Source organism: Ruegeria sp. ABV3_008, from assembly GCF_056161185.1.
The window spans coordinates 19146-45775 of record NZ_JBSWYP010000011.1 but is presented as its reverse complement, the minus strand read 5'-3'; the positions used below and the strand labels follow the sequence as shown (position 1 = coordinate 45775).

The 26630-nt window shown below is 57.7% G+C and carries 21 protein-coding genes and 2 pseudogenes; 15 read left to right on the top strand and 8 right to left on the bottom strand.

The window, feature by feature from the left end; all coding sequences use genetic code 11:
* Window positions 1-4 precede the first annotated feature (4 nt).
* From ACXAH8_RS17685 to ACXAH8_RS17645, 9 genes and pseudogenes are all read left to right on the top strand, one after another.
* Window positions 5-1426, top strand: a complete 1422-nt coding sequence (locus tag ACXAH8_RS17685) for an aminobutyraldehyde dehydrogenase (RefSeq protein ID WP_475220066.1) — start codon at window positions 5-7, stop codon at window positions 1424-1426.
* Window positions 1419-2165: an SDR family NAD(P)-dependent oxidoreductase gene (locus ACXAH8_RS17680; RefSeq protein ID WP_475220065.1), complete on the top strand. Its 747-nt coding sequence runs from the start codon at window positions 1419-1421 to the stop codon at window positions 2163-2165. Before ACXAH8_RS17685 ends, ACXAH8_RS17680 begins: the two co-directional genes overlap by 8 nt.
* Window positions 2165-3091 (top strand): 3-hydroxyacyl-CoA dehydrogenase NAD-binding domain-containing protein, encoded by a 927-nt coding sequence (locus ACXAH8_RS17675; protein WP_475220064.1) that lies wholly within the window; start codon window positions 2165-2167, stop codon window positions 3089-3091. The genes ACXAH8_RS17680 and ACXAH8_RS17675 overlap by 1 nt, the downstream gene beginning before the upstream one ends.
* A 379-nt stretch (window positions 3092-3470) precedes the next feature.
* A complete protein-coding gene (locus ACXAH8_RS17670; protein WP_475220063.1) occupies window positions 3471-3770 on the top strand; it encodes a hypothetical protein in 300 nt (99 codons plus the stop codon).
* A gap of 289 nt (window positions 3771-4059) precedes the next feature.
* Complete coding sequence (locus tag ACXAH8_RS17665) at window positions 4060-4518, top strand: glycine betaine ABC transporter substrate-binding protein (protein ID WP_475220062.1); 459 nt, start codon at window positions 4060-4062, stop codon at window positions 4516-4518.
* Window positions 4519-4661: 143 nt separating this feature from the next.
* Window positions 4662-4811 carry a hypothetical protein gene (locus ACXAH8_RS17660; RefSeq protein WP_475220061.1) on the top strand — a complete coding sequence of 50 codons (150 nt, stop codon included), beginning with the start codon at window positions 4662-4664 and terminating at the stop codon, window positions 4809-4811.
* Window positions 4812-4838: 27 nt separating this feature from the next.
* Window positions 4839-5174 (top strand): glycine betaine ABC transporter substrate-binding protein, encoded by a 336-nt coding sequence (locus ACXAH8_RS17655; protein ID WP_475220060.1) that lies wholly within the window; start codon window positions 4839-4841, stop codon window positions 5172-5174.
* Window positions 5175-5241: 67 nt separating this feature from the next.
* Window positions 5242-6124: pseudogene (locus ACXAH8_RS17650) on the top strand (ABC transporter permease subunit).
* A gap of 75 nt (window positions 6125-6199) precedes the next feature.
* Window positions 6200-6883, top strand: a pseudogene (locus ACXAH8_RS17645) (ATP-binding cassette domain-containing protein); the annotation flags it as partial.
* Between the two features lie 381 nt (window positions 6884-7264).
* Here ACXAH8_RS17645 and ACXAH8_RS17640 read toward each other — a convergent pair.
* The gene (locus ACXAH8_RS17640; RefSeq protein WP_475220059.1) at window positions 7265-8206 is read right to left on the bottom strand and encodes a GlxA family transcriptional regulator; all 942 of its coding nucleotides are present in this window, start codon (window positions 8204-8206) and stop codon (window positions 7265-7267) included.
* An 82-nt stretch (window positions 8207-8288) separates the two neighbouring features.
* Between ACXAH8_RS17640 and ACXAH8_RS17635 the strand changes: the two genes are divergently transcribed.
* Together ACXAH8_RS17635 and ACXAH8_RS17630 are read left to right on the top strand one after the other, a co-directional pair.
* Window positions 8289-10769: a CoA transferase gene (locus ACXAH8_RS17635; protein WP_475220058.1), complete on the top strand. Its 2481-nt coding sequence runs from the start codon at window positions 8289-8291 to the stop codon at window positions 10767-10769.
* A 4-nt stretch (window positions 10770-10773) separates the two neighbouring features.
* A complete protein-coding gene (locus tag ACXAH8_RS17630; protein WP_475220057.1) occupies window positions 10774-12417 on the top strand; it encodes a N,N-dimethylformamidase beta subunit family domain-containing protein in 1644 nt (547 codons plus the stop codon).
* Window positions 12418-13085: 668 nt separating this feature from the next.
* Here ACXAH8_RS17630 and ACXAH8_RS17625 read toward each other — a convergent pair.
* From ACXAH8_RS17625 to ACXAH8_RS17595, 7 genes are all read right to left on the bottom strand, one after another.
* The gene (locus ACXAH8_RS17625) at window positions 13086-14150 is read right to left on the bottom strand and encodes an ABC transporter ATP-binding protein (RefSeq protein ID WP_475220056.1); all 1065 of its coding nucleotides are present in this window, start codon (window positions 14148-14150) and stop codon (window positions 13086-13088) included.
* Window positions 14150-15397: an MGH1-like glycoside hydrolase domain-containing protein gene (locus tag ACXAH8_RS17620; RefSeq protein WP_475220055.1), complete on the bottom strand. Its 1248-nt coding sequence runs from the start codon at window positions 15395-15397 to the stop codon at window positions 14150-14152. The genes ACXAH8_RS17625 and ACXAH8_RS17620 overlap by 1 nt, the downstream gene beginning before the upstream one ends.
* A gap of 5 nt (window positions 15398-15402) precedes the next feature.
* Window positions 15403-16611 (bottom strand): carbohydrate ABC transporter permease, encoded by a 1209-nt coding sequence (locus ACXAH8_RS17615; RefSeq protein WP_475220054.1) that lies wholly within the window; start codon window positions 16609-16611, stop codon window positions 15403-15405.
* Window positions 16611-17846 (bottom strand): carbohydrate ABC transporter permease, encoded by a 1236-nt coding sequence (locus ACXAH8_RS17610; RefSeq protein ID WP_475220053.1) that lies wholly within the window; start codon window positions 17844-17846, stop codon window positions 16611-16613. Before ACXAH8_RS17610 ends, ACXAH8_RS17615 begins: the two co-directional genes overlap by 1 nt.
* A 58-nt stretch (window positions 17847-17904) precedes the next feature.
* Complete coding sequence (locus ACXAH8_RS17605; protein ID WP_170380657.1) at window positions 17905-19260, bottom strand: ABC transporter substrate-binding protein; 1356 nt, start codon at window positions 19258-19260, stop codon at window positions 17905-17907.
* Between the two features lie 21 nt (window positions 19261-19281).
* Window positions 19282-20412: a substrate-binding domain-containing protein gene (locus ACXAH8_RS17600; protein WP_170474867.1), complete on the bottom strand. Its 1131-nt coding sequence runs from the start codon at window positions 20410-20412 to the stop codon at window positions 19282-19284.
* Between the two features lie 184 nt (window positions 20413-20596).
* Window positions 20597-21796 (bottom strand): ROK family transcriptional regulator, encoded by a 1200-nt coding sequence (locus tag ACXAH8_RS17595; RefSeq protein ID WP_170667793.1) that lies wholly within the window; start codon window positions 21794-21796, stop codon window positions 20597-20599.
* A 188-nt stretch (window positions 21797-21984) separates the two neighbouring features.
* Here ACXAH8_RS17595 and ACXAH8_RS17590 point away from each other — a divergent pair, with 188 nt between their 5' ends.
* The 4 genes from ACXAH8_RS17590 (at window position 21985) to ACXAH8_RS17575 (ending at window position 25641) form a co-directional block, all read left to right on the top strand.
* Window positions 21985-23004 carry a sugar ABC transporter substrate-binding protein gene (locus ACXAH8_RS17590; RefSeq protein ID WP_170380654.1) on the top strand — a complete coding sequence of 340 codons (1020 nt, stop codon included), beginning with the start codon at window positions 21985-21987 and terminating at the stop codon, window positions 23002-23004.
* A 116-nt stretch (window positions 23005-23120) separates the two neighbouring features.
* Window positions 23121-24191 carry an ABC transporter permease gene (locus tag ACXAH8_RS17585; protein WP_170380653.1) on the top strand — a complete coding sequence of 357 codons (1071 nt, stop codon included), beginning with the start codon at window positions 23121-23123 and terminating at the stop codon, window positions 24189-24191.
* Complete coding sequence (locus tag ACXAH8_RS17580; RefSeq protein WP_170429655.1) at window positions 24191-24973, top strand: ATP-binding cassette domain-containing protein; 783 nt, start codon at window positions 24191-24193, stop codon at window positions 24971-24973. Before ACXAH8_RS17585 ends, ACXAH8_RS17580 begins: the two co-directional genes overlap by 1 nt.
* A 323-nt stretch (window positions 24974-25296) precedes the next feature.
* Window positions 25297-25641 carry a nucleoside/nucleotide kinase family protein gene (locus tag ACXAH8_RS17575; RefSeq protein ID WP_475220052.1) on the top strand — a complete coding sequence of 115 codons (345 nt, stop codon included), beginning with the start codon at window positions 25297-25299 and terminating at the stop codon, window positions 25639-25641.
* Window positions 25642-26630 lie beyond the last annotated feature (989 nt).

Here is a 26630-nt window from a genome sequence, read left to right as displayed (position 1 = left end):
GCACATGCAGACAAAGATGTTGATCAATGGCGAGCTTGTTGAAGGAGGCGGGGCGGCGATCCCGGCCCTGAACCCGGCAACCGGAGAAGAGATTTGCACCATCAATGCCGCCACCTCGGAACAAGCAGACGCTGCAGCCGCCGCTGCGCATGAGGCGTTTGACACGTTCGGGCAGACCAGCCCGGCGGAACGGTCGCAACTGTTGACAGATATCGCGGATGTCCTCCAAGCCAACATCGAGGAGTTGGCCGAGTTGGAAAGCCTGGACGCAGGCAAGCCCTGGCCCTCGGCGCTGAACGATGAAACCCCGCTGACGCTGGACACCTTCCGCTTTTTCGCTGGTGCCGCGCGCACTATAACCGGGGTGACGGCGGGCGAATACGTAGCCGGCCACACCAGCATGATCCGCAAAGATCCGGTCGGACCGGTGGCGGCGATTGCGCCCTGGAACTACCCTTTGATGATGGCCGCCTGGAAGCTGGCTGCGCCTTTGGCGGCGGGCTGTTCCGTGACGCTGAAACCCTCTCAGCTCACGCCACTTTCCACATTGAAGGCCGCCGAGCTGATTGCAGACATCGCCCCCAAAGGCGTCGTGAACGTTCTACACGGTTCGGGCCGCGAGATCGGGAGCCAGATGATCAACGACCCGCGCACCGAGGCGATTTCGATCACCGGGTCCAATGCGACCGGGGCCGAGGCGATGAAAGCGGCCTCGCGTCAGATCCGCCACGTGCATCTGGAGCTGGGCGGCAAGGCCCCCGTGATCGTCTTTGACGACGCCGATATCGACTCGGTGGCGGAAACCGTGCGCTATGGCTCGTTCTTCAACGCCGGTCAGGATTGCGCGCAACCCTGCCGCCTGCTGGTGCAGGATGCCGTATATGACAAGGTGGTGGCCGCTGTGCTCGATCAGGTAGGGCAGATCAAGGTTGGTGCGCAAAAGGCTGAGGGCACGGAAATGGGCCCAATCATCTCGGCCGGACAACGCAACACCGTGGCCGGATTTGTCGATCGGGCGCGCGACACTTGCGCGGTTGTCGCCGGTGGAAGGATGATCGACGGCCCCGGCTTCTTCTATGAACCCACGGTTCTCGCCAATGTACCCCATGATGCGGAAGTCTTCTGCAACGAGATCTTTGGTCCCGTCGTTACGATCTCGCGGTTCAGCGACGAGGACGAAGCGCTGCGGGTTGCCAATGCCGGAACGTTCGGGCTGGCTTCGTCGGTCTGGACTAACAATACCGGACGGGCGATGCGGATGTCGGCGAAACTGCGTTACGGATTTACCTGGGTAAATACCCACGGCGTCGCGACTCCAGAGATGCCCTGGGCGGCGATGAAATCTTCGGGAACAGGTTGTGATATGAGCGTTTTTGCACTCGATGCCTACACCGCCGTCAGACATGTGATGATCGCCCATGGATAATTGCGCGATTGTCACCGGCGGAAGCCGGGGGATTGGCCGGGCCATTGTGGAACGGCTGTTGGCAGACGGTTTTGATGTTGTCACATGCGGACGCGGCGCCCGGCCTGAGGACATGCCGGACACGGTCGTTTGGTTCACGGCGGATGTGTCGAAACCCGGGGATGCGGCGATGCTGATCAAAGCCGCAAAAAACGCATTCGGTCGCGTCACCTTGTTGGTCAACAACGCAGGCGTTCAGGTCGAAAAAACCGTAGCCGAAAGCGATGATGACGATTGGGATCTGGTGATGAACGTGAACTGCAAAGGCGTGTTCAACATGTGCCGGGTGGCCTTGTTGGATATGGCCGAACATGGCGGCAACATCATCAATATTGGGTCAATCTCCGGCATGATCGCGGACCCAAGCATGGCGCTTTACAATGCGTCAAAGGCTTTTGTTCACGGGCTGACCCGATCGATTGCTGTTGATCACGGGCCAAAAGTCCGCTGCAACGCGATCCGCCCGGGCTGGATCATGACGGAGATGGCCGAGGACGGGTTTGCCCTGGCAAAAGACCCTGAGAAAGCCATGGCCGACGCAATGGCCCGCCACCCGGTGGGCCGGTTCGGGGAACCCGCCGACATTGCCAACATGGTAAGTTGGCTGGCATCGGATCAGGCGGCTTACGTGTCTGGCGAATGTTTCACGGTCGATGGCGGCTTGACTGCTGCCTCGCCCCTCAACCCGGGATTGTTCTGATGGAATTTGCACATACGGCCTGCCTTGGTGGTGGCGTCATCGGGGCCAGCTGGGCGGCGCTTTTCTTGGCTTCTGGACGTTCGGTTGCGGTGTTCGATCCGGCGTCGGAGGTAGAAAAGCAGGTGCGCGACTATGTCGAGATGGCCTGGCCAACCCTGGCCGAGCTGGGACTGACCGAGAATGGCGCACCTGACGCGATCAGCTTTCACGACAGTGCCGCCAGGGCGGTCGCCGGAGCCGCGTTCATCCAGGAAAACGTGCCTGAACGCCTACCCATCAAACACGCCACCTTTGCTGAGATCGAACCGATTCTGGACCCGCAGGCCATTGTCGCCAGTTCGGCCTCGGGCCTGATGCTGAGCCAGATGCAGGGAGGCTGGAAAGACCCCGCACGCTTCGTGCTGGGGCACCCGTTCAATCCGCCCCACCTGATCCCGTTGGTGGAAATCCTGGGAAATGACCTGACCGACCCGGCGGCAGTGGATGGGGCCGAGCGGTTTTACGAAGCTGTGGGCAAGGTTACCATCCGGGTGAACAAGGAAAAGAACGGCCACGTCGCGAACCGCCTGCAAGCCGCAATCTGGCGCGAAGCGATTTCATTGGTGGTCGAAGGCGTGGCGAGCGTAGGAGACGTGGACAAGGCAGTCTGGGCAGGCCCCGGCCTGCGTTGGGCCGCGATGGGGCCAACCATGCTTTTCAACCTGGGCGCGGGCGCAGGCGGGCTTCAGGCGTTTTGCGACCATTTCACCGACACGTTCAACGGCTGGTGGGATGATCTGGGACAGGTGCGTCTGGATGGCGATGTTTCGCGCACCTTGATCGAAGGCGTGCGCGACGAGGCACGCGGGCAAAGCCCCGCCGAGCTGTCGGCGAAACGCGACGCGTTGATCCTGGCGATGCAGAAAGCCACTTCAGGTTTGCGTTAGTTGATGAACCACGTTTTGGCTATTGGCGCCGGGCAGACCCGGTTTTCGGACTGCGCTAACTTGCGCAAGCGTGGGCATTAAGAGCCGATCACGCTGGTCGGAGAGGAGCCGCGCTGCACTATCAACGCCCTCCGCTGTCAAGGTGGTTCTTCTGGGCGGGATGGCGCGCGCGGCTGCCTCTGCGGCCTGAAGCGTATTGCGGTGAGAATGACATCACCCTGCGCACAGGCTGCCTTGTCGTGGAAATAGACCGGGTCAACTGGCAGGTGCGCACCGAAACAGACGGCTCCGTTTTCGATTATCATCTGGTGCTGTCAACTGGTTCACGCCCGCCGTGCTTGCCAGATGCCTTAGGGGGAGCCTGAACAGCGTGTTGACTATGCGCGATCTGACAGATGCCGAGGCGTTTGCGTTCAACGCTTGGTTGGGGAGCAATGCGCTGGTAGTCGTTCGGGGCCAATTGGGGCTTGAAGCCGCAGGGGTGCAGGTCAAGCTGGGCCTGCCCGTGACCTTGTTGGAAGCGGCGGTTCGCATCTTGTCGCAGGCGACCTCGGTCCATTTCCGCGCGTTGCATCTGGCAATTCAACACTATTTGGCCGATGCAACGATTCTCGGGCGCCGCGCGTCCCATAACGCCAAGCCGTGGTTCTGGTCGGGTCAGAATGCCACCAAGCTCTAAATCGTGGGCTTGTCGGTGGGTCACCACGAGGTCGTGCACCGGGCTGTTGACAACGGAGCGTTGCCGCTTTGATACTACCTTGGCGACACGTTTTGGCGGTCGACGCGATCGACGACCCGCGCGGGTAAACGTTCGCGAAACGATTGATCGATGCGGGCAAAACTCCACCGAAATCACGTGTCGCAGCCCTAGGCGTCACGGCCAGAGACCTGATGTAAGCCAGACCTGATTTGCTTCCCGATTCTCGCCTCGTCAGGAAATCCTGGCGAGGTTTTCCATTTTGACGGCGGTGAACAAGAAACTCGCGAAATATGACGATTCAGGTTCAGATCGCGGCAAAAAACGTATCTTGAGATTGAAAATACGCACAATTCTGAATGCCACCGGATCAAACCAAAGCGCGGAAAATCGCGCCACACCCCTCCCGATAGGAACGACTGGGAGACCAAATGACCTTCAAGAAAAAATTCTTGCCGCAAACACCCTTTATACCGCTCTTCGGACGACGCCTGCCCTTGCCAAGTGTGGCGAGGTGTCGATCATTGAAATGGACTGGGTCTCGTCGGCGGTCGTAACGTCAGTTGCCAAGTTCCTGCTCGAAACAGGCTACGGTAGCACGGTGAACATGGTACCATCCTCGACCACCCCGGCGATGGCCTCGATTGCGGAAACCGGTGAGCCGGACATCCTTGCGGAACTCTGGACAAATTCCTCGCCGGTCTATGCAGAGTTGCGCAGAGAAGGATAGCTGGTAGAGCTTGGCCATGTTCTGGCCGATGGCGGTGTCGAGGCCAGGTGGTTTCCCGCCTGTCTGGCGGAAGCTCATCCCGAATGGAAGACGCTGGACGGTATCTTGGCCAACCCGCAACTGGTCGGAGGGCAGTTCCATGAATGCCCGCCGGTTGGGCGTGTGATTTGGTGAACCTAAATAACGCCAAGGCAGTGGACATGGCTGGCCACGGGATTGACCGGTTCCAGCACGGATCGGGCGAAACCTTGGCCATCACCATCGCTGCGGCATATGCCGCCAATGAACCCTAGTTCGTTTACTACCGGGCACCGACTTCGATGCTGGGCAAATACCCGATGGTGCATGTGGAAACCGCGCCCTTTGATCAGAGCGCGCATACCTGCAACGGGGACCCCAAATGCGCCGCATCAATATTGTCCGCCTATCCCATCGCCAAAATCCCCAGCCTTCTGGAGCGCGAACCCGAGGTGGTCGAGTTACTCAAGCTGACGTCGTCTACCAACGACCAGATGGGAGCAGTGCCGGCCTGGCAGGATGGCAACAGCGCGTCCTATGAAGAGGCTGCGGTCTATTTCTTGACTAACTATCACGATACCTTGTCGACTTGGATAGGAGAGGAGGCACGTGGCAAGCTGTCTGCGCTATTGAAGTAACCCCCCTGCCGACACTCCCTACTTCGCCGTGTAGACGGCGAGGCCTTTCCCATGACAGGAGGGGCGCATGGCCTTCTATGGCAAGCTTTTCGACGCAATTGGTCTGCGCGACTGGAGCGACGCCAATCCAAAAGGCGGGCCGATTTCGATGGCACAGCTGTTGGCTCAGGTGGACGGCGACCAAGTCGACGCCAATGCTGAAATGCTGCCCTTCCCGTCGCTCGACAACCTTCATGACGGCCGTATAGAGATTTCCCAGACGCGCGATATGACCACGGCGGTGGAAGACATGTTTCTTTCGATGCGAGACGGGTTGAAATTGGTGTTGGATCCGCTTACCCAACCGCTCAGCTGGGCACTTGATGGAACGCTTTACCTTTTTGCCGCTCCGCCTTGGTGGGTCTTGGTGCCGCTCCTGGTCGCGCAGGTTTGGGCGGTGTCGCGGTCCCTAGCAGTGACCGTTTTCGTCGCGTTCTCTTTCCTGTTTCTTGGCTTTTTCGACCATTTGGACGTGGCTTTGGAAACTCTATCGATTATTTGTCTGTACCGGGCTTTGCGTGGTGTTTGGCGTGCCAATAGGTGTGCTCATGTCTAAGTCGGAGACGATGGAGCGACTGATCATACTGGTTCTGGACCTTATCCAGACCCTGCCTAGTTTCGTTTATCTGATCCCGTTGACCTTCCTGTTCTCGGTCATGGAACCCAAGCTTTATGGTATTGCGATCATCCTTCACGCCATCTTACCTGTGATCTGCGTGACCGATCTGGCCTTCCGCCTGGTTGATCGCGATGTGATCGAGGCCACAGATGCTTTCGGCTTGAGCCGCCGTCAAAAGCTGTAGGGTGTCGGCATGATTTCCGGTCTGGACATTGTCCTGCTGGCGGTAGTGCTGGACCGAACATCGAAGGCCGCGCTGCAACGTAACAACGTCATCCATGAACACCGTTGAAGCCTCGATGAGCGATACCTCGTAAGGTCCGCTTATGCGGGCCTGTACAAGATACTTGGTGCCCAACCCGACGAGATGATGCCCCATTTCCGCGCCGGTTTGGGCAAGACCAACCTTCTGGCCGGCCACAAGCACGTGCTGGTATTACAGGATATAAATGTTGATATGCAGGCTGGCAAAACGACCGTGCTCATCGGCCTGTCCGGGTCTGACAAATCGACACTGATCCGCCACCTGAATCGCCTGATCGAACCCACCGCGGGCGAGATCCCGTTGGATGGCGAAGACGTAACATAGCTGTTCGCCGCGGACCTGCGCCGTTTGCAACAAAAGAAGATGTCGATGGTGTTCCAGAAATTCGCCCCGCTGCCCTATGGCACGGTCCTGCAAAACGCCGCGATGGCATTGCAAATTCAGGGGATCGACAAACAAACCCGCGAGGATGAGGCGCGCAAATGGTTGGCGCCCGTGGGGCTTCAGGGGTATGAGGCGCGCTATTCCACGCAACTGTCTAGCGGGATGCAAAAACACGTGGGCATTGCGCGTGCATTGACCTCAAACTCGGACATCATGCTGATGGACGAGGCATTCTCGGCGCTGGATTCGTTGATCCGCACGAATATGCAGGATCTGCTGCTTGAGTTGCAAGACTAGTTGCAAAAAACCATAGTCTTCATCACTCACGATTTGGATAAAGCGCTTAAACTGGAAGATCACCTTGTGGTTTTGAAAGACGTCGCTGCGGTGCAACAGGGCGAGCAGCCGGTAAGCGCGAAAATTTGGAATATCAACGTTTCTCGCAGATTCAATCAGGGTCTCTTTTTCCTTAAATCAAAAGACCACAGCTTTTTTGTACAGAATGTGGCACGGCGTGAGGTAGCGCGAAATTCCACTTTCCGACCTTCGCGACGGAAACAACAGTTTGCTTCAAAGTCCGCTTTAAGGGCCTCTGGGCTTCACCACAGGCCGCTATATCAGCAGGTTAGAGACAATGCCCAGCGGTTCGTGGGAATCGTCCCAACGGCCGTTTTTGAACACTTCAATTAGTGTAAGCCAGGCTCATTAAAGCCCGGAAATTTGTTGCTTGCAATTTGCCGGGCAACTTTCGCAGAGCGTAGGCCGAAGTAGTTACAGATTTGCCTAACGATCCTGAAGCGGATCGTTTGCGAAATTCTTGCGCAGACTACGTGCCAGGGTGATCGCATTGGCAAAACCGCAACGCAAAGCGATTTGATCGAGTGAGAGGTCGCTATGTCTAAGCAACTCGCGGGCGCGGGCCAGGCGAAGCAGCAAGTAGTATCGCCCAGGCGTCGTCTGCAATTCTGCCCAGAACAGACGGCGCAGGGACCGTTCAGATATGTGTGCCTGTTCCGCCAGGGCGGGGATAGACAGCGCCGTTTCGAGCGTTTCGGACATGAGCACGACGACACGTTTGAGCTTCGGGGACACCGCTTGCGACAAGGCCTGATCGGGATAGGAAGCGCCGTGCCGTCTGGCGTTATCGTGTAGGAACATTGCACCGGCATCAAATGCGACCGAGGCGCCGAACTGATCTCGAATGAATTGCAACATCAGATCAAACGCCGCTGCCGCGCTGCCGCATGTCCAGAAACGGCCGTCTTGCACATGGCGATCGGGAAGGACGTTGACCTCGGGAAACTCCTCGGCGAATTCCTCAAGAAGCTGCCAGTGCAACGTGGCATTCCGAGCGTTCAGAAACCCGCCCCGCGCCAACACCCAGGCACCGGTATCGGCTGCAATCACAGTTGCGCCCTGCATCAATTGTCCAAGACTGCGGGCGGCGGTCACGCCTTTGGTGTCGCGAAAGGCGTCGCCACCGATGACAATGACCAGATCGGGTTCGGGCGCGTCTACCATCGACATTTCCGGCGAAACGCTCAGACCGCTGGAACTGCTTACGGTGCGGTCGCCATCCGTCAGGATATTCCAGCGGATATCTGCACCGGTTTGATCGCGCACCACCCGCAGCGGTTCAAGCAAGCAGGCAAGCACCATATTGGAAAAGGCATTACACAGGAAAACAGAGACATGGATGGGATGCATTGGCAGATTAGATCTCATTTTTGGCAGAATGAGTATGTAACAAGTCTAGACAATTTCCTAGAGTTGTGGGTGTAAGCCGCCGGAACAGGATCCAGTGACCATGCAGAACCGCCCGCTTTCCCACGTTCGTGTCCTTGATTTTGGGCATTTTCTGGCCGGGCCGTTGGTCGGGATGATGCTGGCCGATCTCGGGGCCGAGGTGATCCGTATCGATCCGCCAGGTGGTCCTAAGTGGAAAGACCCAGCTTTCGACATGTTATCGCGTGGCAAACGTGCGCTGACGCTTGATCTCAAGACAGCCGACGGACGCGATACGGCGCTAGATCTGGTTCGCCGCGCTGACGTGGTGATCGAGAACTTCCGTCCCGGCGTAATGGAGCGGCTTGGGCTTGGGCCGGAGGCGCTAAGGCAGGTGAACGCCGACATCGTCTCGCTTTCGCTTCCCGGCTTTGCGTCAACCGATCCCGAGCTCGCCGGGTTGGCAGCCTGGGAGGCGGTGATCGCGGCGCGCACTGGGCAATTTACCGACATGGGGTTGAATCGTCGGTTGATGGGGATCAATCCTTCCTTTACCCCGCTGGGATTGGCCTCGGCCTATGGTGCCGCATTCGGCGCGATGTCGGTACTGTTCGCGTTGGCCGCGCGGCCCCGGATGGGAGGTGACCACATCGAAGTGCCGCTTGCGTCTGCCCTAATGGAGGGGCTGGTTTACAATTGCGAGCAGATCGAGGACTACCCCGACCGTTACAAATCTCCGCGTGAGTTGGAGTTGGAGCGGCGCGCGCGCGAAGGCCTGCCCAACAACCTGAGCTTTGCCGAGCTCTCCGAATTTCTTGATCCGTTCTACCGCACCTATACCTGTGCCGATGGACGAGGGTTTTACATCGTATCCTGCTCGATCGTGAACCATCCCCAAAGAGTGCTGGAGGTTCTCGGTCTTGGCGATCTGTTGAAGGAATTGCCGGATTTTGATGTCTATGTCGATCAGGCGGATTGGCCCGCTGCATGGGCTTTGCGCAGCTATCCGGTGGGGGCGGGCGATTGCAGGCGACTAGCTGATGCGATGAAAGCGGCCTTCCTGACCCGTCCCGCGCATGAATGGGAAGAGCTGTTCGGAGCGGCTAAGGCTCCGACGACAGCACAACGCTGCACGGCCGAATGGCTGGCCGACCCCCACGCGTTGGCCTCGGGGCTGGTGGTCGCGCTTGACGATCCCCGCCACGGGCAGATGCGGCAGATGGGCAACGTCGCTTGGCTGGCCGATGATCCAGGCGCAATGGATAAAGCCGCAGGGCCACAGCAGGACGACTTTCGGGATGCGCTGAGCGGTGTTCTTGCAGAGACGCCGCGAATGCCCATGAGCGGCGACGGCAAAGGCTTCTGGCTCGACGGGCTGAAGGTGCTGGATCTGACAAACGTCATTGCCGGACCGACCATCGGGTCTACACTGGTGCGGTTCGGGGCGCAGGTCACGCTGGTCCAGCCCGTGCAGCCTTCGGTCGATCCGTGGAACGCGGTGGTATTCGGGCTGCATGCGCAACGCGGCAAGAAAAGCGTGTTGCTCGATCTGCGTTCGGAACAGGGGCAGGAGGCGCTTTGGAGATTGGTGGCCGAGGCAGACGTGATCACCATGAACGGCACCGATCAACAACGTGATGCACTAGGACTGACTGAGGCCCGTCTGAACGAAATCAACCCGCGTCTCATTCTGGTGCAGCTTGATGCGTGGGGCGGACCGCGTCGGGGGCCGAAATCGGATCACCTTGGCTATGACGACCTCGCGCAAGCTGCGACAGGCGTGATGACCCGCTTTGGTGGCGGGCCGGAGACACCCGAAGAGCATGCTCATTTCGGAACGATCGACGCACTGACCGGGCATTGTGCCTGCGTGGCTCTCGGAGCGGCGCTGGAACGGCGCAGGGTGACTGGCAAAGGTGGTGTTGCCCGCGCCTCACTGGCCGCGGCAGGTGAAATGATCCAGGCCCAATTCATGTATGATTTCGAAGGGCGTCCAGCGTTCGACGAGCCTTCAGGACGCGAGGTGCGAGGTTGGGGGCCGTTCTATCGCTGTTATGCCGCCGCCGATGGCTGGATGTTCTTTGCTGCCCCGACAGAGCGGGACGCGGCCCTGAGCCAGGTGCCGGACGTGGCCGACCTCGTCGGAAAGGATGACACCGAATTGGAAGCCGCCCTTGCCGAGCGGTTTGCGCAAAAACCGGTGGCCGACTGGATGCGTGCCTTTGCCAGCGGCTCGGTGGGTATCACGCCTCTTGGTTCCCTCCATGAAACGCGCGACGCAGGCCTGCAGTTCGAAAGCGACGACAGGATCGACATATCCAAGGCGACCTTCCGCGCGGTGCGCCATGATCAGCATCCGATGGGGAGGTGGGTCGACCTCGTCGCGCCCAATGCGGTGCGGCCCGAGAAAGCCTCGATCACGATCCCCGGACCTGCTCCGAAATACGGGCAGGACACGCGCGAAATCCTCGCACGGATAGGCTATACGAACGAGGAAATCGGGCACATGATCGAAAGCAGCACAGCTGCCGAAAGCTGGTCGGACAAGTATTTGCCGGAGTAGACATATGACACAGGACCACCCCGGACCAGCGACCACGCCGCGCACCCGTGCAAAGGCGCGCCATATCCTTGATAACTACTATATCGGCCCGGCGCGCGACGAGGCGGTTCTGGAAATCTGGGGATACACCCCAGAGATGAGCTATTCCCCCGGGGATTGCATTGCTCTGCACGTGTCCACCACGGCAACGGAATGGGAGCTTGAGATCGGCCGCGACGGGCAGCTCTATGAGCCGCTACTGACCAAGAGCGGCCTTCCGGGGGTGCATCATCCAACGCCCAAAGATTGCTCGGTCAAGGGCTGTGGCTGGCCCGAGGCCTATGCCTTCACCATCCCCGATGATTGGGCACCTGGCGGTTATCTGGTAACTTTCCGCGCTCGGAAGGGCGATGATGTGGTTGAAGAACACCATGTCATTCTAATCAGAACCGCGCCCAATGCCGTGCCACCGCCCTATGTTCTGGTTTGTGCAACGGGCACCTGGCTGGCCTATAATTGCTGGGGCGGGTCCAATCACTATGAGGGTATCACGGGGCCGAATGGCGATGCATTTTCACCCATCGTCTCCACACAGAGGCCATGGACACGCGGGTTCTGCAAACTGCCCGAGGGCGCACCGCGTGCGTTGCGCGAACATCCGACCAAGCCCGGCGAGATAGTGCGCTATCCCTACATGGAGTGGGCTTATGCCTATGGCTATTCCAAGAAATACGCCTCAGCGGGCTGGGCAAGCTATGAACGTCATTTCGCCCGTTGGGCCGAGGCTGAGGGATATGAGCTCGACGTGATCACACAGCACGATCTGCACCGCGACCCTAATCTTCTGAACCGGTATGCCTGTGCGATATTCGTTGGCCACGATGAATACTGGAGCGCGGACATGCGCGATGCTGTCGATGCCTATGTCGATTCCGGGGGCCATGTCGCGCGTTTTGCCGGGAATTTCCTGTGGCAGACCCGGATCGAGGACGAAGGTCGCACACAGGTCTGCTACAAGTATATCGCAGATCAGGACCCTTTGATGGGGACTGATCAAGAGCACCTTGTCTCGGGTGCGTTCGAGGTGAACCCAGTCAACCGTCCCGGCGCGTTGACCTTCGGTGTCAACGCCCTGCGCGGCATCTATGCCGGACTTGGCAACTGTGTTGGCGGCGGTGCGGGCGGCTTCACGATCTACCGCGACGAACACTGGGCCTTTCACGGAGCCGGGCTCGGCTATGGTGACTTGCTGGGCGCGCGATCGCGGATTTTCGGCTACGAGGTCGACGGGCTGGACTTTCGTTTCGAGGATGGGTTGCCCTTTCCGACCTGCACGGATGGTGCCGTGCCGGAGATCGATATTCTCGCCATGGGGCTCGCAACCAATATCGAGGCCGATCACGGTATTTGGGGTGAAACGCTCTACATCGGGTCAGCGGATGCGGCGTTCAAAGCGCAGGTGCTCTTCGGAGAGGTCACGCCCGAAACCTTGGACGCCTGCAAACGCGGCAACGGAATGATCATCTCGTGGCCGCGTGGCAAGGGCGAGATATTCACCGCTGCAACCTGCGAATGGGTCGCGGGCCTGTTCCGGCAGGACGACCAAGTCGAACAGATCACACGCAACGTCCTGAACAGGTTTGGCAAATCGAGGGAACGCTCGCGGTAGCTTCTGCGTCTGTCCGAGCAGCCAGTCCTTGAAGGAGGCAACGTCCTTGTCACTTTCTTGTTCACTGAACCAGAACGGATGTGTCGCAGTCTTTCGAGTCTTGTCGACGAGCCTGCGTGATCTTAGGTTTGTACTGATCGAAAATTTTCGAACAGGTTTTGGCATGAACTCGTCGAAATGCTATCATTCCCCAAGGTTGCAGTTTTGCACGCCGTGTAGTTCTATCTGCGGTACACGGTGTCCAATCGTGACTTCGAAGATATCATGGCTGAACGCGGCGGCCGGTGGGCCGCGCCACTCTCAATAGGTAGGTTCTCAAGACACGCCGATGATCGCTATTCACGCGCATTAGAAAAGCGAACAAAATCCTTAGTCGGCTTCGTTGCTCAGTCAAAATCCAAACAGTCAGGTCAAATTTCTTGAAAACTTGATCGAGCAGGATCATCGCTTCATCAACTGCAACAGACTGCACATATGCGCGTTCAAGTCGTTCAGATCCGCCTCGGCTGCAATGGACAGTATTGAGATCGCCAACATTACTGGAAGCGGCATTTCTCTAGCTCCAAGCCGGCTGGTTTTCGACTATTTGCCAAGATCTCAGGATAGGTGTGTCCAGTGAGTCGCTGGCTCTGGCCACTCCAGAAGCTTGCGAAACATCTCAAAAAGTGTCACACCCGTTCATCTGGGCTGATCGTCTGCCCTGCCGCGTCGAAAAACTGCAGTTTCTCGGGTGCAAAATACAAGCCGACTTGCGTCCCGGCTTTAATCTGCGCGTCCCCGCCAAGGCGAACCGTCACCTTCTCCTCAAACCCGCAATCGACGATGACGAACATATCGGCGCCAAGATACTCGACCACCTCAACCTTGCCGTCGCAGTGACCCGAGCCAGGTTTGACCAAACTGATATGTTCCGGGCGGATGCCCAGCATCGTGGCGGTACCAGTCCGATCAAATGGGCCACCTCCGCCGTTTTCCAGCTGAAACTGATCGCCGGACACGGTGCAGGGAATGACGTTCATTTTCGGACTGCCGATGAACTGCGCCACGAACAGGTTGGCGGGGCGTTCGTATAATTCGCGTGGAGTACCGACTTGTGCGATCTTGCCGAATTCCAGCACCACGATGCGATCGGCCAGTGTCATCGCCTCGACCTGATCATGAGTCACATAGATCATGGTGCGGTTGAGGCTCTGGTGCAGCTTGGCAATCTCATACCGCATCTCGACCCTGAGGGCTGCGTCCAGGTTGGATAGCGGCTCATCGAACAGGAATGCGGTGGGATCACGTACAATTGACCGACCGATTGCAACGCGCTGACGCTGGCCGCCGGACAGGTCTTTAGGTTTGCGCTCCAAATAAGTTTCCAGCTTGAGCACATCGGCGGCTTTACCCACGCGTTCGGCGATTTCACCCTTGGATACGCCCGCCACTTTCAGCGAGAACCCCATGTTTTCGGCTACCGTCAGGTGAGGATAAAGCGCATAGGACTGGAACACCATGGTCAGCCCGCGCTTAGAGGGCGGATTGTCGGTGACGTCATCCCCATTGATCAAAAGAGACCCGCGCGAGATGTCCTCTAGCCCACCGATCATCCGCAACAGGGTTGATTTACCACAGCCCGACGGGCCGACGAAGACGACGAACTCACCTTCTTCGATCTTTAGGTCGATGCCTTTGATCACCTGCACTTCGCCGAACCATTTTTCGACGGAATTGAGCTCTATGCTGCCCATCAGTTCCTCCCTGCCCAATGCAGCCAGACGGCAGCGGTCCATGTGAAAGAGTTGCCCCCAGCGGGACTGCCGGTAATCGGGTCGTAATATTCGGCAAATCCGTGGCCTGCGATCAGACGACCGGTTTTCAGGCGCAGTGCTTCGGCCTCAACCCCGTGGCCCATATCCTTCAGACCGAACCCCGTCAGCATGTTCATGAATGCCCATGTAGGCCCACGCCAATATCGGCGCTCGTCAAACTTGGGCGATTTGTGATCATAGCTGGGGATCGGGTGGGGGACCGTGGTCAAAACAGTTTTCAACCGATCCAACATTTGCTGGGATTCGATGCCTGCATACCAACACAGGTAGCTCGCATTTGAGACGCTTTCAGCCCATTTGCCCGTATGCGCATTTCGGGAATCAAAGGTGCCCAAAGCCTCGTTCCACAGTGACTTTGCGCCCGCCTCGAGCCGGTCCACGTCATCAGCGAGACCTTCGGCCCTGATCCCCAATTCCTCGCTGATCGCCAGCAGATCGCGGGCGGCGCGTAGAGTTGTGAAACTCATAGTCGGATCGGCGACGCGGAATGGGTTCTTCTCTAGCAATTGCTGCTGATCCCAGCCCGCTTCACGCCCAATCTGAACCAGTTTGATGTAGCGGTCATAGTCGTATTTGGTGGGCCGGTCGGCGCTGTTCACGTGGCTCGTGTCGCGACGCTGGTATTCGCCCACGTCTGTGGCATCAATGCTCGCCATTGCGTCGTCCCAGTCCGGTGCATTGTCACGCCCTGCCTCCCATGGGTGGGTGGTGCAAACCGCGCCGTGGTCATCGAGACGCCATGTCATGAACCACCGATGCCAGGCTAGCATAGCGGGGAACAGGGCGCAGAGGCGGGCTTCACCAGCCGCGCGGTCTTTCTCCCATACCCGCCGGGCCATGGTAGCCGCCAACGGTGGCTGGGTTACGCCGGAGGAGGCAATCGGCCCGATGCCGCCCCAGACATCCGGTCCTGGGAAATAGCCCGGGTCCGTTTTGTGGAACAGGATGTGGGGGACCATGCCGTCCTCCCACTGGCCCGAGAACAGCGTCTCAAGCTCAGTCCAGGCGCGGTCGATATCGAACTCGGCAAAGCCCAGCGCGGCGATCGCGCTGTCCCAGTTCCATTGGTAGGGATAGAGCCCGGTGGTCGGGATCGTATAGCCACCCCGATCATTGGCGATCAGGATATTGCGTGCCGACTCTGTCGGCGAAGTAAAGTGGTTCATTTCTGTCATCCTTTGACCGAGCCAGCCGTCAGGCCTTTGGTCATGAAACGTTCAAGCCCCAGGAACAAGGCCATGATTGGAACAGTGGCAATCACCGCGCCAGCCATGAGGTGTTGGCGAGGGATTTCCGAGGAGTTCAGCATTGTGACGCCGCGGGTTAGAGTGAATTTCGAGGGATCGTCCAGCAGCATGAAAGCCAGAAGGAATTCGTTCCAGGCAATCATGAAGACATAGAGCGACACCGAAGCCAGAGCCGGCAGGCTGAGCGGCAGGGTGATCTTCCAGATCACCGCCAAGCGCGAGAGACCATCCATCAAGCCAGCCTCTTCCACCTCGGTCGGGAGTCCACGGAAATACCCCTGCAGCATGTACAGCGCGACCGGGATCGTGGTGACCGGGTAGATCATGACGATGCCCAGGATCGAGTTGCGCAGGCCGGTCAGCGAAAAGGCGATATAGATCGGCAGCGCCAGAACGATCATCGGCACCATGTAGATCAGCAGGATCGAGCGCGAGAACGCCTTTTGCCCTTTGAACCGGAACCGCGCGACCGCATAGGCCCCCGGAATGCTGAAGGCCAGTGTGATGAAGACCGTCAGAACCGAGACGTAGAAGGACGTCCACAGGTACGAGCCGAAATTGAAGTCGCGGAACAGTTCCGTATAGCTGCGGAAAAGCGCCCAGCCCTGATCCAGATCCAGCGAGAAATCCAGCGGGTTCTGCAACAGCGCCTGCTGCGATTTCAAGCTGGTCATCACCATCACGTAGAAGGGGATGACCACGATGGCCGTGAAGAAGATATAGCCAAAACCAGTGCAAAACCTGATCACGGCGTCTTCGAACTCGTGGCGGGTCAGTTCGCCAAAGGGCAGCTCTTTCAGGATTTCAGCCATCGACAGATGCATGACCAAGGCAATCGAAACCACGGTGACCGATAACGCCAGCAGCGTTGTGTCCGAGCCGATCAGAACCGGGCCAAAGCCTGTCAGGCAGGTCAGACCCAACAGGGCCGACACGCCCAGACGCGCCGAGGCATGACGAGCGGGGAAGCGGACGTACGCCAGACCAGCCAACGCGCCCCAGATCAGGCTCAGCAGAACTTGGGGACGGAAGGCGGCACCCGTGGCGAAGGACATGGTGACCGCGATGGTGGTAGCAATCACCACCAGCCACAGCGCGCCCAGGATCGGGCCAGTGATATACCCTTGGCGCATCACAGACCCTCCTCACGGCTGATGAATTTGAAGAAGAAAAAGCTGAAGGCAATCAGACACATCAGGATGACCACGGCCACGGCGGCGCCCGCCCCGATGTTCGAGACCGCAAAGGCCTGTTCATAGACATTAACCGTCAGCGTGCGGGTGCCCGCGTTGCCTCCGGTCAGCAGGAAGATGTCGTCGAACTTGTTGAACGTCCAAATGAAGCGCAGCAGAAACAGGACCGACAGGATGCCCAGCAATTGCGGGATGCTCAGCAGCCAGAACTTCTGGAACGGTGACGCGCCATCCATATCCGCCGCCTCATACATGCTGCTATCGATGGACTGCATCCGCGCCAGAATGAACAGGAAGGACAGAGGGAAGTAACGCCAGATTTCAAAGACTGTAACCATGATCAACGCCAGTGGGCGTTCCCCAAAGAAGTTGATTGGTTCGCTGCTCAGCCCCATCTGCACCAGCAAGGCATTGGCCGAACCCGAGAACGGGTCGAACAGCGTAACCCAAGTGAAGGCCACGGCGATGACGGGGGCTACGTAGGGGAACAGGTAAAGACCCCGGATAAAGCCCTGCCCCTGGAAGCTTTTGTTCAGCAGCAAGGCGGCGAACAAGCCCATGACCAGTGCGCCGATGGTGCCGAAGACGGTGTAGAACAGGGTGACCCAAAGCACGCCCCAGAACTCGTCGCCGTCGAACACGCGGGCGAAGTTTTCCAGACTGAACTCGAAATTTGTCAGCACGCTGGGGCCGCTGCCGGTGACTGTCGGTTCAGACCCTTCAACCAGATCTTCGAAGGCGTCCGGGTCGCCATCGACCGCAACGGGAATGCGAATACGCTCGCGCTCGCCGCCTTCCAGCGTACCAAAGTCGCAGAACAGCTCTTGCCCGTTCAATACACAGGGGGCTGCAACGTCGCCGAGTGCCGTGACGCCATCGGGCAGGACATCCCTGACTGTCACGCCATCGATCGCAATATCCTGACTGGAGTTGCGCAGGCGGTATTCTATCCGCAGATCATCACCCGATCCGCGCAGGCTTTCACGCACGACCGGAGCAGGCGGGCGCAGGTCAGACAGGGTGAAGGGCTTGAAGCTGATCCAGAAGATCGCCAGCAAAGGCAGGATCACAACCAGCGACACACTGATGATGGTCGGAGCCAGCAGCGTCCAGGCCAGACGCGCCTCGCGTTTGGCTAACGCCCCGGTTCCTGTCGGTGGGGAGGCCGAAGTCATGGGTTACCTCGAAGGGTTTAGGGGCAGCGGCGCGCACGCCGCTGCAGGTGCCGGTTGGTTACTGAACCTTGGCCAACTCTTCGTTCATCGCCGCAATGGCTGCGGCCGCGTCGATTTCGTCGTCAATATACTGACGCACAACGCGGTTGATGGCCTGGCTGTTTATCATCTTCGATGCCAGCGCCAGCTGACCCTCGGCCACACCCCAGCGCTGAGCCACGTCCAAACCACCGACGATCTCGTCGATCATGGATTGTTCGTACAGATCACCCAGGGGCGCTTTGCGGTCGACACCCACGGGCAGTTCTGCCCAGGCTTCCGAGAACGCGGTCGGGTTGTCGGCATTGCCACGACGGACCGGGAACTTGCCCTCAGGCGCGATTGCAAGCGTTTGGGTGTAGCCGTCGTCCATGGCGAATTTCACGAACTCCATCGCCGCATCGGTATCGGCGTCGTTGGTGATACCGAAGTACCGCACGTCACCCCACGCCGCGCCATCCGGGTTCGAGGGACCGGACAGCTTGGTCACAATGCCAGTCTTGCTGGCCAGATCGCGCGAGGTCGGATCATCGTTGATGGTTGGCGGGGCACTGTCACGCAGGCCGGCCAATTCGTCCAGAATAAAGGGCGACCAGATGATCATTGCGGCCTTGCCGTCAAAATACAGTTCGCGCGATTGCTTCCAGAAAAGTTCACCCGGAGGCGACGCCTTGGAGATTGCTTTGTAGAAATCCAGAACCTCGGTAGTTTTGGCTTCGTCAAGCGGTTGGAACCCATCGGGACCAACAGGGCTGACACCATTGGCGAGGAAGACATGCTCCAACACCTGGCTCATGAAATTCTCGTCAACCTTGGTCGCCGAGACAAAACCGTACATTTCCGGCGGGTTGTGCAGAGCCTCAAGCGCGGCCTGAATATCAGCGAAGCTATCGGGGGCCTCCAAACCGGCCTCTTCGAACAGGTCCTTGCGGTAGACCACCATCTGGGTCCAGCCATCGACTGGCACCGAGGCGGTTTCGTCGTTGAACGCAGCCATCGCCAAAGCACCGGGGGCGAAAGTGTCTGCGCCCAACTCTTCGATCACTTCGGTCGCGGCTTCGGTGTCCAGAATACCAGCCTCGGCCCAAGGCAGGGCATATTGCAGCGTGTGATAGACAACGTCCGGCAGGTCGCCAGCAGCAAAAGCGGCAGTCGCGCGCGTGCCCAGATCGCTTTCGGTGACCGGGATCACCTCAACCGTGGTACCGGTTTCGGCTTTAAACTGGTCCGCCATCTCTTGCTGTTTTGCCAGACGTTCAGGTTGCTCCTCGGTGGTCCAAAAACGGATCGTGTCGGCCTGCACGGATAGCGCTGTCAGTGCCAGCGCAAGTGACGAGCCAAGCATCAGCTTCGCAGCTTTGGGTGTTAGTTTCATCGGTGTCCTCCCCGGTTATGTTCACGTCAGATGGTTTAGTTTCTGCGCCAATTCGTGTGACGTCAGGTTTGGTGGCCCGTCAGAGTCACCTTCGATCAGGGCGGCCTCGGCCAGTTCTCGCAAGTCTGCAGCCGCTTCGCCACGGATTTGCCTTATCAGTAGGGTCGCCAGCCGTTCGCCGGCCGCACGAGAATCGACGGAAAATGTCGTCAGTGCAGGGCGCGCGTAGCGGCATTCAGGAGCTCCATCATAGCCGATCACCGAGATGTCGCGCCCGATCTCGAAACCCTGATCCTGCGCATCCGCGCAGAATCCCAGCGCGGCCAGGTCGGTCGCGAAGACAATCGCCGTTGGAGGTTGATCCAAAGCCATCAGCGCCCGTCCCTGCGCCGCGCCATCTTCACGCGTTCGCGCGCCCTCCAGGATCAATTCCGGATCCAAGGGTAGACCAGCAGCATGCAAACCTTCGGCATATCCGTCACGGCGTAGATGCGCGTAGTTGAACTTGGGATCGCTCCCGACAAAGCCTATGCGTGTATGTCCCAAATTGCTCAGTCGCAAAACGGCGTTACGCATTGCGCTTTCCCCAGCAATGTCGAACCACGAAGTCTCGTCCCAGTTATTTGGTTGTCCATAGCCGGTGCGCCCATACAGAATATGAGGCACCCCGAGACTGCGCAGAAGGCCAATACGCGCATCCTTCACCGCAGTCCGCGGGAGAATGAATCCATCGGCCTTCCGTTCTTCGTAAAGGCGGCTCAGCACCTTCAATGTGTCTTTTTCGGAGGTCGCCGTGGAAATGGTCATGGTCCAGTCGAGGCTACTTGCCGCTGCGCAAGCTCCGGCCAGAAAATCCTGCAAGAAGGGATTATGCTGATCCGGCTCCTCGCTGTTGATAACCATAGCTATCGAACGAACTTGCCCGGTACGGATCGCCTGCGCATGGCTGAGTGGCCGATATCCCAACACCCGAGCTGCTTTTTCCACCCGTGCGCGCGTCGCCGACGAAATATCTGGATACCCGTTTAGCGCACGTGAAACCGTGCTTTTGGACAAGCCCAGATGCGCTGCCAATTCGTCCAGTTTCACCCGGCCCGTGACGGTTGCGCTCCCTGACTGGTCACGCGGTGGATATGAAAGATTCGCAGTCATTGAAGCTATTTGTTCGTTCCGAAACCGGTTTCGGCAACAAAAAAGTTAAAAAAAGTGCAATCTGGCTATTTTTTGGACGTTATTTGAATTTCGTCACAACACTTAAAGAACACGCGTAAGCGCTTTGTCGTAGCGTTGGGACAAGTCGCATTGGTGCGACTAGGAGGTGCCTGTTCGAGGGTGGCTACATCCCAGAAAGCCCAGCATTGGTGTTCAATAGAAACTGGCGGAAAATTGGGCTGCTTGCCGCTCCAATACCGCGGGCATTTTCTCCAACAGCTGCAGCTTCAACAACCGGAGGAATCAAACCGCGTTTGTCTTGGTTGGCCAGGTAACGACGAACCCGTGAGACCAGCTCTTCCCGTATTTCAGGTGGAAATGCGCCGTCGATGAAAATCGCCTCAAAGTCTATGACCGCGCAAATAGACAGCGCAGCCTTGGCCAGTTCTTGTGCCGTAGTACCGATCCAGGGTTCGACATAGCGAGAAATGCTGCTCCAATCCTGCGGCTTTTTCCACAAAATTACCGGATCAATACCCGCTTCTATCAGCCTGTCCTCGAGCAGAAACAGAGATGCAGTGTCAATCAGTTGCTGGCTTTCACCCAAGGGACCCGTTGTCCGCATGGCGCCCAAGGCACCGGCATTGCCTTGGTTGCCCTCGAATACGGTGCCATTCAAGGCAACGCCTCCGCCAATCATTGAGCCGATGAAAAAGTAAAAATAGTCTCGATACTCGGCCCCGCGGCCATAGAGATGTTCGGCGTGACACGCGGCCGTCGCGTCATTGACGACAAAAACCGGTAGGTCGCTGAACTTGGCCACTTCGGAAAAAAAGTTCACGTTTCTCCAGGATTTGAATTTCTGAGCCGCAAGCCCAGACAGGTCGTGCCATTTCCACAGCTCGAACGGTGTACCGATCCCTATCCCGCACACACGGTCGCGAAGCTTCTGGGGTTCATTGGCCAGAAGCTCTTGCAACCCCTCCTCCAAAAAACCGAACACAGCTTCGGGCAGCGGGTAGTCATAAGTCGTCGAGAGCTGTTGGCGTGGCTTACCAGTGAAGTCGATCAATAGAAGGTCGGCGCTGCGGCGACCGATCTTCATTCCCACAGACAGAATGCCTTCGGGATTGAGCTCCATGGGGATCGAAGGTTTCCCCACCTTACCCTTTAGCGGCGTCCCGCGTTTGAGAATCTCGTCCTTTGCGAGCTTGCGCAGAATGATCGACACGGTCTGCGGGGACAGGCCCGTCAGCCTCGCGACATCGGCCCCGGCAGCAGGTCCATGCCGTTGTAAAACCGTCAGAATCAGGCGTTCGTTGTGATCACGAACACCGCTTTGGCTTACTCCGCCGGTTAGTATTTTCAGCGCCTCTCTTTCCATTAACCTAAACATAAACACCTTGTTTTCTTATGAAAAGACACGCAGTCAAATTAATAAATAAACTTTATTTATTTATTGACACGGAGGCTAGAATCACGGTTTCTTGAGCAGGACCTTCATTGGAGGATGGAGGCGCGCCTTGTCGCTAATTCGCGCAAGGCCACAACAATTTTCTGGGAGGAAACTAAATGAGAAATCTATTTAAGATTGCCGCATCCGCCACAGCGCTGACTTTGGCTGCAGCATCTGCGCAGGCTGCCGGGGAAACCGTCTGCCTGATTACAAAAACCGACACCAACCCCTTCTTCGTTAAGATGAAAGAAGGCGCAACCGCCAAGGCAGAAGAGCTGGGCATGACGCTCAAGGCGTTTGCCGGCAAGGTTGATGGCGACCATGAAACTCAGGTCCAGGCTATTGAGACCTGCATTCTCGACGGCGCAAAAGGCATTCTGCTAACGGCATCTGACACAAGCTCGATCGTTCCTGCGGTCAAACAGGCCCGGGATGCAGGTGTTCTGGTCATTGCGCTGGACACACCACTTAGCCCGATTGACTCAGCGGACGCGACATTCGCGACGGACAATTACAAAGCCGGTCTGCTGATCGGTCAATGGGCCAAGGCTAAAATGGGCGACGCCGCTGCCGACGCCAAGATCGCAACGCTGGATCTGAACGTCAGTCAGCCAACAGTGGACGTTCTGCGCAATCAGGGTTTCCTCGACGGGTTCGGTGTGGACCTGGCGGACCCGAATGTCATCGGTGACGAAACCGATGCGCGTCTGGTCGGCAGTGACGTGACCGACGGCAACGAAGAAGGCGGCCGCCGCGCGATGGAAAACCTTCTGGCCAAGGATCCATCCATCAACGTTGTTCACACGATCAACGAACCGGCCGCTGCGGGCGCATATGAGGCGCTGAAATCCATCGGGCGTGAAAACGACGTTCTGATCGTTTCGGTCGACGGCGGATGCCCCGGCGTCCAAAACGTCGAAGCCGGTGTGATCGGTGCGACAAGCCAGCAGTATCCGCTGTTGATGGCGTCGCTTGGTGTTGAGGCCGTAAAGAAATGGGCCGAAGAGGGCGTGAAGCCCGAAAACACACCCGGCAAAGACTTCTATGACACGGGCGTTGCACTCATCACCGACCAGCCGGTTGATGGGGTTGAGTCGCTGTCGGTCGCAGAAGGCCTGGATCTCTGCTGGGGCTAAAGACGGCTCTTTAGGTGAGGCGCGCCGCAGCGCCTCATCAATCCTTTCACCAGCAAACCGAAACTTCCTGTACACTGATTTCGTGGACGCGATGCCAGCCACGAAAAGGGGGAGATATGTCTGAAGCAAACCAAAACGCCCAGGAATTCGAAACCGCCGCCAACGCGTCAGAAACCGTTGCGGAGTTTGAAGATCACCGGCGTGGTGTTCTGGGGAAGTTGCAGCATCTTCTCCACGTCAATCCATCCTTTGTGCCCTTGATCGTTCTGGTTGGCGCGATCGTAATTTTCGGCCTTCTGCTGGGCTCAAAGTTCTTCTCACCCTTTGCGATGACGCTGATCCTGCAGCAGGTTCAGATCGTCGGCATCGTGGCCGCGGCACAAAGCCTTGTCATTCTGACCGCCGGCATCGACCTAAGCGTCGGTGCGATTATGGTGTTTTCTTCCGTCATTATGGGTCAGTTCACCTTCCGCTACGGCATCCCTGTGCCCATTGCGGTGATGTGCGGGCTGGCCATGGGGACTCTGATCGGGGCTCTCAATGGATGGCTGGTCAGTCGCGTAAAGCTGCCGCCATTTATTGTCACGCTCGGCATGTGGCAGATCGTTCTCGCGACAAACTTCCTGTATTCTGCCAACGAAACAATTCGCAGTCAGGATATCGAGGCCAACGCCCCGTTCCTGCAATTCTTTGGCACAAAATTCAGCGTCGGTGGCGCGACCTTTACGGTTGGTGTGATATTCATGCTCGTTCTGATTTTCGTGCTGGCCTACGCGCTTAAGCACACGGCCTGGGGCCGTCATGTCTATGCGGTGGGGGATGATCCCGAGGCCGCCGAACTATCCGGTGTGAACGTCCACAGAACGCTGATGTCGGTTTATATGTTGTCCGGATTGATCTGTGCCTTTGCAGGCTGGGCCCTGATCGGGCGCATCGGGTCGGTTTCACCTACATCCGGTCAATTGGCCAATATCGAAAGCATCACTGCGGTCGTGATTGGCGGTATCTCACTGTTCGGCGGGCGTGGCTCCATTCTGGGGTCCCTGTTCGGGGCTCTCATCGTCGGTGTCTTTACTCTGGGTCTCAGGCTTCTGGGCGCGGACGCGCAGTGGACCTTCCTGCTTATCGGACTTCTCATCATCGCAGCGGTCGCAGTCGACCAGTGGATCAGAAAGGTATCGGGCTAATGTCAGACACAACTCCAGTCGTCCAAGGCCGCGGGATCGTGAAGCGCTATGGCCACGTTACCGCCATCGACCATTCCGATTTTGAACTGCGGCAAGGCGAAATCCTTGCGGTGATCGGGGATAACGGCGCGGGCAAATCGTCCATCGTCAAGGCGATCTGCGGCGCCACGATCCCGGATGAAGGCGAGATCCTGATCGAGGGCAAAAAGGTCAACTTCACCTCGCCGATTGATGCCCGGAACATGGGCATCGAGATCGTCTATCAACAGCTTGCCATGTCCCCTGCCCTATCGATTGCGGACAACATGTTCATGGGGCGCGAGATTCGCAAACAGGGATTCATGGGCAAATACATGCGTCAGCTGGATCGGCCTGCCATGGAAAAATTCGCCCGCGAAAAACTGACCGAGCTTGGGCTGATGACCGTGCAGTCAATCAATCAGGCGGTAGAGACACTATCCGGCGGCCAGCGCCAAGGCGTTGCCGTTGCGCGCGCAGCTGCCTTTGCGACCAAGTTCATCATCATGGACGAACCGACGGCGGCTTTGGGCGTGAAGGAAAGCCGCAAGGTGCTTGAGCTGATCCAGGACGTAAGGGCGCGTGGCATTCCGATCATCCTGATCAGCCACAACATGCCGCATGTCTTTGAAGTCGCAGATCGCATCCATGTGCACCGGTTGGGTAAACGCCTGTGCACAATCGACCCCAAGGACTACACGATGTCCGATGCGGTGGCCTTCATGACCGGCGCCAAGGAACCTCCAAAAGAGGACGCCGCGTGATCAAGCAGGATGCAAAGCACGTTTGCGACCTGATCTCCTCCCGGAGGCAGATAGGGGTTCGGACGATTGTTGCAATCGCCGGCCCCCCTGCATCCGGAAAGTCGACCTTGGCGGACGCCGTTGTGCAATCGCTGAACGCGCAACAGAGTTCCGCGGTTCCTTCAGCCACACTCGTGCCTATGGATGGTTACCATTTGGACAATCGCGTTTTGGAAACACGCGGCTTACGGGCAAAAAAAGGCGCACCAGAAACTTTCGACGCTGTTGGGTTTTGCACGGCAATTGGGGCGCTGCAATCTGCGCGACATGAATCCTTTCATCCCATGTTCGACCGCCAAATGGACCTTGCCATCGCCAATGCGGTTGCGGTTCACCCTGAAACTCCGATTGTGGTTGTAGAAGGGAACTACCTTTTGATGAAAAGCGACCCGTGGAGGGCGTTGGAGGATGTTTTCGCCGCAACGGTTTTCGTCAGCCCCACATTGGAAGAACTCGAAAGCAGATTGCAGCAGCGCTGGATTAAGCACGGATTTGACCCGGAAACCGCGCTACAACGCGCGAAAACCAACGATCTGCCCAACGCAGAACGTGTCATGCGTGATAGCCGGAAAGCCGATCTTACATTGAGTCAAAACTACACCGAATTCGGGATGCGCTACGCGTTCTGAACCTGTGCACTGGCTTCAACAAGCCCTTGAGGCAGGGCTTCTGGGCAGCTTCAGGTACAATCCAAGTCACCCGATCCGGTATCCGGAAATTGGTCACGAGCGTGCGAATGCATCCAGAAGCAGCGCATGTATGCTCGATCATTGCTGGAAGTGCTTGAACGCGGTAAAATATAGGATTGCATGCTGTCCGAACGGCCAACTAGACAGTCCCACAAAGCTCATTGTTTGGATTCTTGCTGTCAACGGTCTACCGCGAAAGAGTATTGTCGACGCAAGCGGGAAGAAGGCAGCTGGTATCGAGGCGATCAACAAAATGCTCAAAGGCTTTGGTCGCCCCATTCTTATAGAGGCAGCATCATGGAAAAGGACCATCGTTCCATCTATAGACGAACTCGCACGAAGCTCGGCTTCAAGCCTTTTGCATCTGCACCCTCAATTCTTGCAGGAATCAAAGTGTCGCAGATGATCCGTAAAGGTCAGTTCACGCAGAGAATTTGTCTGTTTCTACAGTTCGCGGGATTCGCTGCTTAACCCGTGGGGAAAGCGCGATATCTGTACTCAGCAAGGAACTTTGCTACAGGACCTAAGAGTGTACGAAATTAGTTTGACAAACAATTTTATGGTATTTTTTCGAACGTTCTGCACATTACATCTGCTTCGACAATTTCACCCACTTTTGAGGCTTTGTTTCAAAGCTCTGGCTTGCCCCGTTTGGTTTTAGTACGTGGTGAACCTTCAGTCCCAACTGGTCGAAAGCCAACTCATGACCTCCTTCGAAGGCGCGAAACATCCCGAGGACGTGATCCTAATTTTCGTCTTCTTCTGTGTCCGACACAGCGTTCCCTGCTAAGATCTTACAGAGACCATGCCCTACCTTGGCGTTAGGGTGAAACACCCGACGCTGAACCGTTGGATCACAAAATACGTTAGTGAAATCGCCGACGTCGCATACGGGTATAAGGGACCGAGTGACCGCTCCTTGCGGATGG